Origin of the sequence: Thermaurantimonas aggregans (assembly GCF_003851885.1) — a bacterium.
GTDB lineage: Bacteria > Bacteroidota > Bacteroidia > Flavobacteriales > Schleiferiaceae > Thermaurantimonas > Thermaurantimonas aggregans.
In genome coordinates this window covers 41,053-55,116 of sequence record NZ_BHZE01000012.1, presented here as the reverse complement: position 1 = coordinate 55,116, position 14,064 = coordinate 41,053, and the positions used below count along the sequence as shown (strand labels likewise).

Genomic DNA, 14,064 nt, shown 5'->3' with positions numbered 1-14,064 from the left:
CTTCTTTAGGCATTTAGGTCGGTTTCGCTCACCAGTTTTACTTTTTGTCCGTCTTTTACGTTGCGCGATCCCTTGTCGATGATCAAGGTATTCGGGCCAATGCCTTCGATTACTTCGACGTGGTTGTGATAGGATTTTCCTGTCTTAACGTACACCTTGCGGGCAATGCCTAGGGTTGAGGAGGTTTTTTCCAGGATTAGTACAAAGTCGTTACCAGCGGGGTCTTGTTGAACTACGCGCACTGGCACGGTAAGGGCTGCCGGATTTTCGTAGTCCTTTACCATTATAGAAACCAGTGAGTTGGGCAACAGCCGCACAGATTTATCGACGAGTTCAAGGCGGATTTTAAAGGTTCTATTGGTTGGATTGATGAAGCGAGCTGTAGAGGTAACCCTTGCTTCGTACACTGAATCAGTGCCGGGCACGCGCACCTTAGCTATGTAACCGGGCTTTATCAGTCCGGCGTAGTTTTCTGAGATTTCACCTTCGATGTAGATGTTGTCGAGATTGACAAGGCGCAGCAGTTGAGTTTGCGGGCCGACGAGCTGACCTACCTTTGGAAAAATATCGTCCACTACACCGTCAAAGGGAGCTCTTACGATGGTCTGACTGTATTGAGCCTGCAGGGTTTTGAGGCGATTTTCAAGCGATTCTTTGTTGTTTTTTGCCTGTAAGTATTGAATTTCAGAGCCCACCTTCTGCTCCCAGAGCCTTTTTTGCTTTTCGAAAACGGAAGTGGCTAGGTCGAGTTGGGTCTTTACTTCGTTGATGCTGCTGAGTATGATGGAGGCATCGAGCTGAAGGAGGGTTTGACCGCGGGTTACTTTTTGGCCGGGCTTCACGGCGATGGAGGTGATTACCCCACCTGTCTCTGGAAAAATCAAGGTATTTTTCTCTGACCCTACGGTACCGTACACTTCTACAAAGTGTTCGAAGAGCGCCGGTTTTACTTCAAAAGTTGTAACGGTATAAAAGCGCGCTGTGCTGTCGAGTTCGTTGATGCGCTCGTTGATTTCAGTGAGGAGCAGATTGCTTTTTTCGATGTGTTTGAGCAGAGAGTCGCGCTGTCTGTAGAGTTCAGATAAGGGAGTTTCTGCGGCTGTTGATCGGTTTCGGCTGCTGCAGGCACCGGCAATTACTGCTATTAAAGCTAAAAGGAGAGTCTTTTTCATTGTAATCAGTTGTTATAATTTCCAAGGAGTTTATTGAGTGATGAATGAGCGTTTACTAATTGAAGCATGGCTTGTACGTACTGGCTTTGAGCCTCGATGAGCTGATTTTCCGCTTGAGTCAGGTCAAAACTGCCGGCCAATCCTTCGCGGTATTTGATTAAGGTTTTTTCGCGCACACGGGCAGCTGTTCCGAGGTTTTTGCGACGCACGCGCAGGTTGTTGAGGGCAAATTCAAAATCGCTGCGAGCGCGGTTGTATTCTACCATTTTGCCGTCTTCGATTTGCTTTTTGGCATTTTGAACGCGCAGTAGATCGAGACGCGCTTTTGATGTTTTTGCGTAGCGGTCCAAACCGGTGAAGATGTTCCAGCTAAGACTTGCTCCTACGATGGTAACCGGCACCCAGTATTGATTAAAGTCAAACATTTTAAATGTTTGGCCAAACGAATTCTGTTGATGCGAAGCAAAGGCGGCCAGTGAAGGCAAATAGGACATTTTGTAGCGCTTCAATTGTAAGCCGGCTGCCTGCTCCTGCAGCAGGATGCCTTTGTATTGGTAATCTTGCATCAGGTCAAAAGGTTTGGAAAGCAACTGAAAGGCTTCGTCGTCAATGGATTCAAAAATTTCTATACCGTCAGTCAGGGCAATACTTTCCTCGATAGGTATGCCCATTTGCAGTTTGAGCAGCATAAGGGCTATGTCATATTGACGGCGGGTATTGTCGAGCTGATTAGACACAGTATTTACCAGAATGTCGAGCTGATCCACGTCCTGTTCTTCGATAAAGCCCTCTTCATACAGCTTGCGGTTGTCATTGTAGATTTTGCGCAAAACCGACAGATTTTCTTCTAAGATTCGGATCAGCTCTTTGGTCATTACCACAGCTCCGTACGACTTGGTCACATTATCAATGATATCTACTTTTGAAACCTGAACATCGTTTCTGGCAATTTCTTTGAAAACTCGGGTGGCCATCAAGGCGATGATGTAAGAGCCATCGAAAATGAGCTGGGAAGCCTGAATTCCATACGAACTCTGATGCGGTACACCGAACTGTACGAGCACAAAGTCTACTCCTTCGGGCGGATTCGGGAGCAGGATGGCTGGCAGTGGTGTTTGAGGTATTTGTGAATTGTACTGGTGGCGGGCTTCCGCTTTGATCTGCGGAAGACCGATGGCCGCTGTTTCAGTAATGGTTTTTCTTGCTTTTTCTAGCTCAAGTTGCTTATCTTTAACTGAATAAGCATGCTCTACGGCATATTCGCGAGCTTGTTTGAGCGAAAAGGTCTTTTGAGCAGCCAGAGGATAGGACAGCGTTAGCAAGCCTAGCCAATAGATGGAAAAGGTATTAGGGATCTTCATTTTGTGGTGCTAGCGTATTTGGTTTCGAGGTATTCAAGGCCTTTTTTTGAAGCGATGCCGCGTATGTGGTAAAGCATGGCTTCGCGTGTGAGTTTTTCCCAATCGAATTCGTTGACGGGGAAGTATTGTTCGTCCATGATCATCAGAACCCGGCTGTAGTAGAGATTTGCGATGATTTGTACGTCGAAGTCATCTCTGTACCATCCTAAGCGTATGCCTTTTTCCAGGTTCTGAGTAGTGACTTCAATAAAATTTTTGCGCTGGGCTTCTTTAATTTTAAAAAAAGTTTCCGGATAGTATTTGCGCAGCTGAAACTGAATGCCCTGGTGCTGCATTTTGTTGAAGTTGCGCATACCCTCATCGAGTATGAAAAGTTCGTCGATGGGGTTTTCCACTCTGGGACAAATGGAACCGCAAAACTCGCGGATGTGATCGATCACCAGATCAGCCCCTTTTTCTACAATCTCAGCCTTGTTTTTATAGTATTTGTACAAAGTTTTTTTTGAAATGCCGAGTTCGCGGGCGATATCGTCCATCGTCACGCTGCGAAGCCCTAAACGACTAAACAGTACTACAGCACCAGCCAGAATCTGCTGCTCGGGCGATAGCTTTTCGACTAAAGCTACTGAGGGAAAAAATCCGTAAAAGTCTTGTGAAATCATTTTGTGCTTTGCGGGGGCAAAGTTTACATGCATTAATCCCTTGGAAACATTTTTGTTTTATTTCGTTTCCATTATTAACCAAAATTTAATACAAGTCATTAATTCATAACAAATTCTTAAAACCCGGATGATTGTAAACTATCTCGTATTTAAAATGTCTTAATAAGTTGAAATTCTAAATCTAAGAGCTATGAAAAGAGGAATAATGCATGTGTTTACATGGGTTATGGCCATTTCGTTAATGGCAGTAAGTTGTAAAAAAGACGACAATCCGCAAAATGAAGAACCTACTCCAAACATTGTGCAGATTGCCCAGTCAAATCCGGATTTTAGCGTTCTGGTTCAGGCACTTACACGCGCTGATTTAAGTGTGAATTACGCAGACGTTTTGAGCGGAGAAGGTCCGTTTACCGTATTTGCCCCTACCAATGCAGCCTTTCAAGAGTTGCTTACTGAACTGAATATCAATTCGCTGAATGACATTCCAGCTCCTGTGCTCGAGGCTGTATTGACCTATCACGTAGTAGCCGGATCAATCCGGAGCAATGCACTTTCGAACGGACAGGTCGTTACAACTCTTAATACTGCCACATTTACTGTAAATACTGAAGGAGGTGTGAGCATTACTGATGCAAACAACCGCGTAGCAAATGTGGTTCAAGCTGACATTGTGGCCTCAAATGGGGTAATTCACGTGATTGATAAGGTTATTTTACCACCACTTTAAAAGAAAATTTTGCTTAAACGCACAAAGGCAGCCATGTTAGTCGGCTGCCTTTTTTTGTTTTCAAATTGCAGAAATATTATGCATGCAAATAAATTATTGTATCCGTGTAAATCGAATTTCGTTCATTTGCACCTTCAAAATTTATTTGACTACATCGTATTATGGATCGCCACATCACAGCGGCCATCACTTCCGTAGGTGGATATGTGCCTGAATTCAGGCTAACCAATGAAATACTGGAAACCATGGTAGATACCTCTGATGAGTGGATCACTACCCGAACCGGTATTAAAGAACGCAGAATACTGCAGGGTGAAGGGCTCGGAGTATCGTACATGGCCAAAAAAGCCATTAAAGAATGCCTCGATAAAAGAGGTATTGAAGGCAAGGAAATCGACTTAGTGATCGTAAGCACTACTACACCTGATATGCCGGTGGCTTCTACTGCGGCCTATCTGTGCAGCGAAATCGGAGCAACAAATGCCTTTGGTTTTGACCTTCAAGCGGCTTGTTCCGGATTTTTGTACGGCTTGGCCACCGCTGCTCAATTTATCGAAACCGGTCGCTATAAGAAAGTACTGCTTGTAGGTGGCGATAAAATGTCGTCGATCATCGATTACACCGACCGCACTACGTGTGTAATTTTTGGCGATGGTTGCGGTGCTGTATTACTGGAGCCCGACACAGAGAGATATGGGGTGCTGGATCACATACTGCGCAGCGATGGGGTAGGGCGCGAATTTCTTTACATTAAAGCTGGCGGAAGTTTGTACCCGCCTACCAAAAGCACGGTAGAAAATCGCGAACACTATGTGCACCAAGAAGGCCAAGCAGTTTTCAAATTTGCCGTTACCAATATGGCCGAGGTAGCAGCTCAAATCATGGAGCGCAACAACCTATCGCCTGACGATGTAGCTTGGCTCGTACCGCATCAAGCCAATAAACGGATCATCGATGCCACCGCTCGCCGAATGAATCTCGACGATTCGAAAGTGATGCTCAACATTCACCGCTATGGAAACACTACCAATGGAACAATTCCCCTGCTGCTGTGGGACTATGAAAGCAAGCTCAAGAAAGGCGATAACCTAATTATGGCAGCCTTTGGCGGTGGATTCACTTGGGGAGCTGTGTACGTAAAATGGGCCTACGATGGCAGTTTGAAAGGTAAACCTTTTGAAGAATAACAAATCAGAAATCACATACCTAACTCTTAAACAACGCGTCCTATGGATTTGAAGGAAATTCAAAACCTGATAAAGTTTGTAGCCAGATCAGGTGCTTCAGAAGTAAGCCTGGAAACGGAAGACTTTAAGATTACAATAAAAACCCATTCGGGCGTTCCCTATCCGGTAGAATCAGTGCCTGTGGTAGCACATACAGCTCCAGTACATCAAGTGGTAGAGGTACCCGCAGTGCCTTCGGCCCCTGCTGCTGCTGCTGAGCCTGCTAAACCTGCAGCTCCAGCCGTAGATGAGTCGAAATACATTACCATCAAATCGCCCATGATCGGTACCTTCTATCGACGTCCGGCACCTGATAAACCCCCCTTTGTAGAAGTAGGTAGCGAGATCAAAAAAGGACAGGTTGTGTGCATCATCGAGGCCATGAAGCTCTTTAACGAAATAGAGTCAGAGGTAAATGGGCGAATTGTAAAAGTGCTCGTCGATGACCAAAAACCGGTAGAATACGATCAGCCGCTGTTTTTGGTAGAGCCACTCTAAGTGGTTTTTTCGTCTAACGGACTGTAATTAAACATCTTCCTATGTTTAAAAAAATACTGATCGCCAATAGGGGTGAGATAGCTATGCGCATCATCCGCACGTGTAAAGAGATGGGCATCAAGACTGTAGCAGTTTATTCCACAGCTGATAAGGATAGCCTGCACGTGCGCTTTGCCGATGAAGCCGTGTGTATTGGCCCCCCACCCAGTAAAGAATCGTATTTGAATATCCCGCGAATCATCGCTGCAGCAGAAATTACCAATGCGGACGCCATTCACCCTGGATATGGATTTTTGAGCGAAAACGCTAAGTTTTCAAAAATCTGCGCCGAGCACGGAATCAAGTTTATCGGTGCTTCGCCCGAGATGATTGAAAAAATGGGCGACAAAGCCACTGCAAAAGCCACCATGAAAGCAGCCGGTGTACCTACCATACCCGGCAGCGACGGATTGCTCGAATCGCTCGACCACGCTATAGCTGTGGCGCGCGAAATTGGTTACCCAGTGATGATGAAAGCTACAGCCGGCGGTGGAGGCCGTGGCATGCGCGCCGTGTACAGCGAAGAGGAACTCAAAAAAGCCTGGGAAACTGCACGTCAAGAGGCCTTAGCTGCCTTCGGCAACGATGGCATGTACATGGAAAAGCTCATCGAAGAGCCGCGCCACATCGAAATTCAAATCGTGGGCGACTCCACCGGTAAGGCGTGCCACCTTTCGGAGCGCGACTGCTCTATTCAGCGTCGTCACCAAAAGCTTACCGAAGAGACGCCTTCGCCTTTTATGACCCCTGAGCTTCGCGAAGCCATGGGTGCAGCTGCTGTACGCGCTGCTGAATACATCAAATACGAGGGTGCTGGTACTGTAGAATTTCTGGTAGATAAGCACAGAAATTTCTACTTCATGGAAATGAACACTCGTATTCAGGTAGAGCACCCCATTACCGAACAGGTAATCGATTACGACTTAATACGCGAACAAATAAAAGTAGCCTACGGAATCCCCATTTCAGGGAAAAACTACTATCCGAAACTGCACTCGATCGAGTGCCGTATAAATGCCGAAGATCCATACAACGACTTCAGACCAAGTCCCGGACGCATTACTACCTTTCATGCCCCGGGCGGGCATGGCGTGCGCCTCGATACTCATGTGTATGCAGGCTATGTGATACCTCCGCACTACGACAGTATGATTGCCAAACTCATCACTACTGCCCAAACACGGGAAGAAGCCATCGATAAAATGAAGCGCGCTTTAGATGAATTCGTGATCGAGGGCATTCAAACGACAATCCCCTTCCATCGCCAACTCATGGAGCATCCTGACTACGTGAGTGGTAATTACACAACGAAGTTTCTCGAGAACTTTAAACTGAAATAGAAGCATAAAAAAACCGGCTTATTTGGCCGGTTTTTTTATTTCATTGATTTGTAGCGCTCAAAGAGCTTGGCAATGTACTTACCTAAGATGTCGAATTCCAGGTTTACTGGGTCTCCAGGGCGGAGATATTGCAGATTGGTGTGTTCCCAGGTGTAGGGGATGATAGATACGGAGAAGCCGTCGTCTTGTGCGTTTACAACGGTGAGGCTGATGCCATTTACGCAAATAGAGCCCTTGGGTACAGTGATAAATTCGGGTGCTACCGGATGACGAAAGTGTAGATTCCACGAGCCTTGAACGTCTTCGAAGTGTTCAAGTATGGCAGTAGTATCCACATGTCCTTGTACCAAGTGACCGTCGAGGCGCGCCCCGGCTGCCATAGCTCGCTCCAGATTGACCTTGGTGCCTATTTTCCAGTTTTTTAGAGCGGTTTTTCGCAGTGTTTCGTCTATGGCAGTGACTTTGTGCAAACCGGGTTCTGGTAACTCCGTAACTGTAAGGCACACCCCATCGTGAGCTACGCTTTGATCTATTTTGAGGAAAGAACTGATGTTAGACTGTACGGTGAAGTGGATGTTGGTGCCTTGGTGCTCAATGTGTGTGATGGTGCCGAGTGTTTCAACGATTCCGGTAAACATATTGTGCGTTAAGTTTGATCAATGTGAGCGTTGGAGCACGTACAATGCGAGGTTGCGGAGAAATTGGTCGGAGTGTTCCGTTTTTACTTCTTCGAGCACTTTCAGGGCTTTGTCGTGGTATTCGTTCATCTTTTGTTTAGCGTATTCTACACCTCCGCTGTTGAGAATGAAGTCAATGACCTTTTTTACGGCCTTAGGATCGTTGTTTTTGTTTTTAACGAGGTAAGTGATTTCGCGCTTTTCGAGCCAGCCGGCGTTGCTGAGTGCATAAATGAGGGGAAGGGTCATTTTGCGCTCTTTGATGTCGATGCCTGAAGGCTTACCAGTATTGCTTTCGGGGTCGAGGTCAAAGAGGTCGTCTTTGATCTGAAAGGCCATGCCGAGGTATTCGCCGAAGCGGGTAAAGTGCTCTATTTGCGTGTTGTTGGCCCCGCCGGCATAGGCGCCTATGGCGCAGCAGGCGGCTATCAAAGAGGCCGTCTTTTGGCGGATTATTTCGTAATAGACGGATTCGTCAATGTCGAGCCGGCGGGCTTTTTCGATCTGGAGAAGTTCGCCTTCGCTCATTTCTTTTACGGCCGTAGATACAAGTCGAAGCATCTCAAAATCGCTATGCTCAACGGCCAGAAGCAAGACCTTAGATAAGAGATAGTCGCCAATGAGTACGGCAATTTTGTTTTTCCAAAGGGCATTGATGGAAAAAAATCCGCGACGGTAGTAGGCATCGTCCACCACGTCGTCGTGAACGAGCGTGGCCGTGTGCATCAGTTCAATCAAGGCAGCCCCTCTGTAGGTCTGTTCTGTAATACCGCCAAAATATTCTGAGCTCAGAAAGACAAGAATCGGGCGAAGTTGTTTGCCTTTACGACGTATGATATAATAGGTGATTCTGTCGAGCAAGGGTACCCTTGACTTCATGGCCTGTCGAAACTTTTCTTCAAACAGTTCCAATTCTTTGGCCACGGGTCTTTTGATGTCGTCGAGAGCTATTTTCACACGTACAGAATCACTCAATGTATAGGTTGCAATATTACTGATGTAAAGCAATAACTGTGAGGTAGTCGATTTTGTTAATAATGAACCGAAGGATCGGAAGATTTTAATGGTGTTTTTGGATTTTTATATGCTTTCCCGAAATTCCCCGAAAGGAGTTTTTTGAAAAATTTAAAAGGATTAGTCAGATTAAAATTATCAATTTCAATCAAGTTATTGAAACCCTTATGAACTAATATCCCTCCAAACTCACAGTGAGACATAAAAAGAAGTTTAAGTTTTAGTTTTTATTTAAAGTTTGATTTTTCAAAAGCAACTCGACAGGCGGGGTTACCTTCGCATGTAAAACCAATGGGCCATGAAGCGATTTTTGCAACGGGCGATGGCTGTGGCCATTGCCGTACAACTGATGCAATGTAAATCTGACAAATCTGCTGATACGATGACTGACGACTTTCAGTGGGAGCTGGAGCGCTTTGCCGACATTCGCATATTGCGCTATCAGATACCTGATTTTGATAGCCTTACGCTGAAGCTAAAGCTACTTGTGTATTATCTGGTGCAGACGGGTCTCTCGGGGCGCGACATCATCTACGACCAAAATCACCGCTACAACCTCACGCTGCGCAACTGCTTCGACAAGATTATGACGGAGCTGGATGGGCGAGAGTCGGGCCCGGAATGGGAGGCCTTCGAGGAATATGTGAAGCGCTTCTGGTTTGCCAACGGGGCGCATCACCACTATTCACACCAAAAGTTTGAGCCGCGCTTCAGTCGGGAGTACTTTGAAGTACTTCTGAAGAAGACCGGGCAGTCGCTGCCGGCGGAAGTGATGGAGTTTGTGTTTAATCCGACCATCGAGGCCCGCAAGGTGGTGCGCGACGAGGGCAGCGACCCGGTGCTGGAGAGTGCAGTGAACTTCTATGACCCCGGCATTACGACGGCTGAGGCAGAAGCTTTTTACAATGCCATGCGCAAGCCGGACGACTCTACGCCGATTTCTTACGGCCTGAACAGCAAGCTGGTGCGCCTGTCGGATGGAACGTTGGCCGAAAAAGTGTGGAAAGTGGGCGGCATGTACGGCCCGGCCATTGAGCGTATCGTGTATTGGCTGGAGAAAGCAGTGGAAGTAGCAGAAAATCAGAAACAAGCTGATGCATTGAAGCTGCTAATAGAATACTATAAAACCGGCGACCTGCGCACGTGGGATGCCTACAACATTGCCTGGGTGCAGGCTACCGAAGGGGTGATCGACTACATCAATTCCTTTATCGAGGTGTATAATGACCCCATCGGCTACAAGGCCAACTACGAAACCATTGTGCAGATCGACGACTTCGAAGCGAGCCGGCGCATGCGTGTGCTGGCTGAAAATGCCGGCTGGTTTGAGAAGAACTCACCCATACAGCCTGAGTACAAAAAGGAAAATGTGGTGGGCATTTCGTACCGAGTGGTGAATGTGGCCGGAGAAGCCGGTGATGCCTCGCCGGCGACGCCCATCGGCGTAAATCTGCCGAATGCCGACTGGATACGAGTGCGCTACGGTTCGAAGTCAGTGAGCTTAGGAAATATCGAAGATGCGTACGACAAGGCCGGTTCACGCCCGATATTGGAAGAATTTTGCTTCACCACCGCTGAGCTGGAGCGCGCTTTGAAATACGGTGGAGTAGCCTCGAAATTGCACACGGCCCTGCACGAAGTAATCGGCCATGCCTCAGGCAAGCTCAAAGAGGGCGTGACCAATGCCAAAGAGCGGCTGTCGAAATACTACTCTACCATAGAAGAAGCCCGAGCCGACTTGGTGGCGCTCTACTACATCGCTGATCCTCATTTGCAAAAGCTCGGCCTTGTAGAGAGCGACGAAGTGGGTAAAGCCGAGTACGACAGCTACATCCGCAATGGGCTGATGCTGCAGCTGCGCCGGCTGAAACCGGGCGAACAACTCGAGGAAGACCACATGCGCAACCGCCAGCTTGTGGCTCAGTGGGTATATGAAAGGGGTAAGCCCGATAACGTGATTGAGAAAAAAGTGGTGAACGGCAAGACCTATTTCATCATAAACGACTACGACAAGCTCCGTACGCTCTTCGGCCAACTGCTGCGCGAGGTACAGCGCATCAAAAGCGAAGCCGATTATGAGGCTGCGCGCAAGCTCGTGGAAGGATACGGGGTAAAGGTGGATGCTGACATCCATGCAGAGGTGCTGCGCAGGACGGAAGCTCTTAAAATCCCGCCCTATGCCGGCTTTGTAAATCCGGAATTGGTGCCGGTGGAAAAAGACGGGCAGATCATCGATATACGGGTGGAGTATCCGACCTCCTTCAAGCAGCAGATGCTCGACTATGGCCGTCGGTACAGCTTTTTGCCCCTGATCAACTAAAGCATGGCGCGCATCGCCATCGTCGGCAGCAGAGGCATCCCAAATGCTTACGGCGGCTTTGAGTGGTTGGCCGAAAAGCTGTCTGCGCACCTGGCAGTAGCTGGCCATCAGGTGGCGGTTTGCCAATCTTCACGGCATCCGTACAAAGCCAGGAAGTGGGGTAAGGTCGAGCTGCTCAGAGCTTATGACCCGCCCATTGGCACTGCTGGTCAATTCGTGTATGACCTTCTGTCAATACTTCAGGTGCGCCGGTGGAAGGCCGATGTGGTGCTGCTGCTGGGCTATACGAGTTCGGCCGTCTGGTCGTTTCTGCTGCCAACGTCAGCCCGCATCCTTCAGCACATGGACGGCATGGAATGGCAGCGCGACAAGTACAGCCGAGCAGTAAAGGCCTTTTTGCGCCGGAGCGAACACATCGCTGTGCGACATGCGGATGTGTTGATCGCCGATCATCCCGTCATTGGCGACTATCTGAGCCGGCAATACCCGACAAAATCCATCGCCTACATCGCCTATGGCGAAGACGACCTGTTGCCTGAGGAGCCTGTAGAGCCTCTGAATGGCAAGACATTTGACCTGATAATGGCCCGCATGGAGCCTGAGAATCAGATCGAAATGCTCATCGAAGGCTGGCTGGGGGCACGACTGCCTCATCATCTCGCCTTAGCCGGTAGCCTTAGCACGCGGTATGGGCGGAGAATTTTCCGGAAATATGGAAAAACCGAAGGTATCGTGTTTTTGGGAGGAATCTTTGACAAGCCAAAAGCTCTATGGTTGCGCAGGCACTGCCGGTATTACCTGCACGGTCACAAGGCCGGGGGCACCAATCCTTCGCTTATTCAAGCCCTGACCCATCACCGGCGCATATTGGTGCATGCCAATCCGTACAATCTGTATGTAGCGGAGTGCTATGGTTTAAAAACTTTTGACAGTAGCCTGACGCTGGCCAACTTACTTACAGAGTCTCCACCTACCGAGTCTGTCGTCTCACTTCTGTCCGAGCATCGGTGGGCTGAGGTTTATCGGAGGTTTGAGGAGATTTTACGGAATTGAAATCAAGGCCATCGTATTTCATGATATACTGTATCGTTGTAGGGCACAAACACCCTCTCAGTTCGAATGGTATAAGTTCCCTGAAGATTTATCTGCATTCCAATTGAATTGTAATGATTCCCAATTCCTTTAAAGAGATGAGTTTGGTCTTCCGACCCAACTGCGGCATGCTGACCTTGAAATATCAACCAGATCCAATCTCCGGGTCTAAAGTTGTCATTAATAAATCGTATTCTTGCCCAACCATGTCCATAAAGGTAATAATTCATGCGTACGGTACCTCCAATTTTAGTAATACGACGCTCGGGCAATGTGGCATCGCCTAATGTGGGTGCAATTAAATCGACGAGTTCAGCTGACCGCTCCGGGTCCAATCCAAGAAAGTATTCTCCGTCGCGACGTAGTCTTGCGGTAATGGTAAAATTGGCATTAGCATCAGAGGTAGCTTCCGCGATTGCCCTAACGTTAAAGACCGATTGAGGCCCTGACCCTGGTATTCGTTCATAGATTACCATGGTGACAGGGGTATGCTCGATGGCCTTTTCGGTGCCTGCTATACGTACTTGACCGGTAATGGTCGTCTCACGCTCTTGACTGCAAGAGAGGGTGAGGATTGCTGCTGTGAAAAGAAAAATAAACTTTTTCATGTTTTAGAATTTTAATTGTTAGACATAAAAATTTACCACTCTTCAAAAAACCACCTCAGTCCAATCTGAAAACCAAGGGATATGGGCACAGTACGACCCCGCTCCTCGTAAGGAGTATAGCCATTTCGATTCAATAAGTCGGGATAAAAATCAGCTGACCCATAAAGTTTCTGCCGTTGATTAATTCCGGGATAAATAAACCAAAAGGGATATTCCACAAGAAAAGTTCCGTCAGGAAAAAGTTCGCTGGTCAATATCTTAGACGGAGGTCGAACATCTTCTCTGTATTTCTTTTCTACGGATAGAGGAGAATACGAGCCAAATAAACCCACGCTGGCCTGCCATTGATTGTTTATTGCGATGTTTACTCCCAGACCAAGGTTGAGTGCTACATTTAGCACATTGTAAAAAATGTTTTCATAGCGACCTTTTGAACGAACTGGGCCAACTAAATTGCCAGTATAATTTTGATAAAAAGTACCTTCTAGATCAAATCTGCTTTTAGTAACTTCCAATTTATCAATATATACATCTCCAACATCTAAATTTATATAAAGACTTGACAATAAATATGGGTCAATATTATCTTTTGAATATCTTAAAGAATAGTTGGCCAACCATCGAAATATTGCTCCTACTTCGACAAAGGGTTTAACATTGGAAGTGCCAAATTGATACTGAAACTGAAGGGGAACAGAAAGGTAATGCAATCGTTCGCGCAGGGTTTCAGCTCTACTTTGTGGCCAACCAATTTTATAAAATAAAAATTTGATTGAATCATCGCCTTCTGAATCAGCAAGTACTGTATAACCACTTCTTTCATAATGCATGTAAAAGGATTCATACCCTACTCCAAGAGATATACGGAAGTAGTCATTAAAGGCATATCCCCCGTGGAGATTAAACTGGAATCCTTCGGGTATTAAAAAATCTTTATTTACGGGTCTTATGTAATGAAAGTAAAAACCTGTACTGTAGTTTTCATGATTAGAATATAGATTATAAATTATATCGATAATATCTTCCTTTGTGACGTTATACATGTAGTCATGTTTGTTGTAGAGCCAGGTATGTCTTGGCTCAGCTCCTATGCCTACAAACCAGCCTTGCTGTGCAAGGCCGGTCTGGCGAAATAATAGTGTTAGAACAAAAACAATCAACCATTTAACCACAACTTTGAGGATTTTGAAAGTTGAATTGTGAAAGAAGCGAATTTTGGTTTTTAAAAATAAAGGAAAAATAAATACAACGAATAGTCTTACATTTTTTTATTTTGTATTAACTTTTTGATTCAGAAAATGTTAAAGAATAGACTAAATCGACACTCT

Annotated in this window: 13 protein-coding genes; 6 read left to right on the top strand and 7 right to left on the bottom strand. The window is 46.6% G+C overall.

Annotation, left to right across the window (positions count from 1 at the left end; all coding sequences use genetic code 11):
- Nucleotides 1–5: 5 nt before the first annotated feature.
- The 3 genes from EIP89_RS07025 to EIP89_RS07015 are packed head-to-tail and all read right to left on the bottom strand — an operon-like array spanning nucleotide 6 to nucleotide 3,195.
- Entirely contained in the window at nucleotides 6–1,172 is a 1,167-nt protein-coding gene (locus tag EIP89_RS07025; protein ID WP_124397964.1) for an efflux RND transporter periplasmic adaptor subunit, read from the bottom strand.
- A gap of 5 nt (nucleotides 1,173–1,177) precedes the next feature.
- A complete protein-coding gene (locus EIP89_RS07020; RefSeq protein WP_124397963.1) occupies nucleotides 1,178–2,533 on the bottom strand; it encodes a TolC family protein in 1,356 nt (451 codons plus the stop codon).
- Entirely contained in the window at nucleotides 2,530–3,195 is a 666-nt protein-coding gene (locus EIP89_RS07015; protein WP_160160554.1) for a TetR/AcrR family transcriptional regulator, read from the bottom strand. Before EIP89_RS07015 ends, EIP89_RS07020 begins: the two co-directional genes overlap by 4 nt.
- Nucleotides 3,196–3,385: 190 nt before the next feature.
- On the opposite strand from EIP89_RS07015, the gene EIP89_RS07010 reads away from it, so the two are divergent.
- From EIP89_RS07010 to accC, 4 genes are all read left to right on the top strand, one after another.
- On the top strand, nucleotides 3,386–3,922 hold the full coding sequence (locus tag EIP89_RS07010) for a fasciclin domain-containing protein (RefSeq protein ID WP_124397961.1): 537 nt from the start codon (nucleotides 3,386–3,388) through the stop codon (nucleotides 3,920–3,922).
- A gap of 161 nt (nucleotides 3,923–4,083) precedes the next feature.
- Nucleotides 4,084–5,109, top strand: a complete 1,026-nt coding sequence (locus EIP89_RS07005) for a beta-ketoacyl-ACP synthase III (protein WP_124397960.1) — start codon at nucleotides 4,084–4,086, stop codon at nucleotides 5,107–5,109.
- A gap of 42 nt (nucleotides 5,110–5,151) precedes the next feature.
- Nucleotides 5,152–5,646, top strand: coding sequence for an acetyl-CoA carboxylase biotin carboxyl carrier protein (gene accB, locus EIP89_RS07000; protein WP_124397959.1), 495 nt, complete (start codon nucleotides 5,152–5,154; stop codon nucleotides 5,644–5,646).
- Nucleotides 5,647–5,687: 41 nt separating this feature from the next.
- Nucleotides 5,688–7,025: an acetyl-CoA carboxylase biotin carboxylase subunit gene (gene accC, locus EIP89_RS06995; RefSeq protein WP_124397958.1), complete on the top strand. Its 1,338-nt coding sequence runs from the start codon at nucleotides 5,688–5,690 to the stop codon at nucleotides 7,023–7,025.
- A 35-nt stretch (nucleotides 7,026–7,060) separates the two neighbouring features.
- On the opposite strand, the gene EIP89_RS06990 is transcribed toward accC, so the two are convergent.
- Entirely contained in the window at nucleotides 7,061–7,663 is a 603-nt protein-coding gene (locus EIP89_RS06990) for a riboflavin synthase (RefSeq protein ID WP_124397957.1), read from the bottom strand.
- Between the two features lie 18 nt (nucleotides 7,664–7,681).
- Nucleotides 7,682–8,677: a polyprenyl synthetase family protein gene (locus EIP89_RS06985; RefSeq protein WP_371851063.1), complete on the bottom strand. Its 996-nt coding sequence runs from the start codon at nucleotides 8,675–8,677 to the stop codon at nucleotides 7,682–7,684.
- 337 nt (nucleotides 8,678–9,014) lie between these two features.
- Here EIP89_RS06985 and EIP89_RS06980 point away from each other — a divergent pair, with 337 nt between their 5' ends.
- Both EIP89_RS06980 and EIP89_RS06975 read left to right on the top strand, forming a co-directional pair.
- A complete protein-coding gene (locus EIP89_RS06980; RefSeq protein WP_124397956.1) occupies nucleotides 9,015–11,036 on the top strand; it encodes a dipeptidyl-peptidase 3 family protein in 2,022 nt (673 codons plus the stop codon).
- A 3-nt stretch (nucleotides 11,037–11,039) separates the two neighbouring features.
- On the top strand, nucleotides 11,040–12,089 hold the full coding sequence (locus EIP89_RS06975) for a DUF1972 domain-containing protein (RefSeq protein WP_124397955.1): 1,050 nt from the start codon (nucleotides 11,040–11,042) through the stop codon (nucleotides 12,087–12,089).
- 2 nt (nucleotides 12,090–12,091) lie between these two features.
- Here the strand turns inward: EIP89_RS06975 and EIP89_RS06970 are convergent, their stop codons facing one another.
- Nucleotides 12,092–12,736, bottom strand: coding sequence for a hypothetical protein (locus EIP89_RS06970; protein ID WP_124397954.1), 645 nt, complete (start codon nucleotides 12,734–12,736; stop codon nucleotides 12,092–12,094).
- Nucleotides 12,737–12,768: 32 nt separating this feature from the next.
- Nucleotides 12,769–13,908: an outer membrane beta-barrel protein gene (locus EIP89_RS06965; protein ID WP_124397953.1), complete on the bottom strand. Its 1,140-nt coding sequence runs from the start codon at nucleotides 13,906–13,908 to the stop codon at nucleotides 12,769–12,771.
- Between the last annotated feature and the right edge of the window lie 156 nt (nucleotides 13,909–14,064).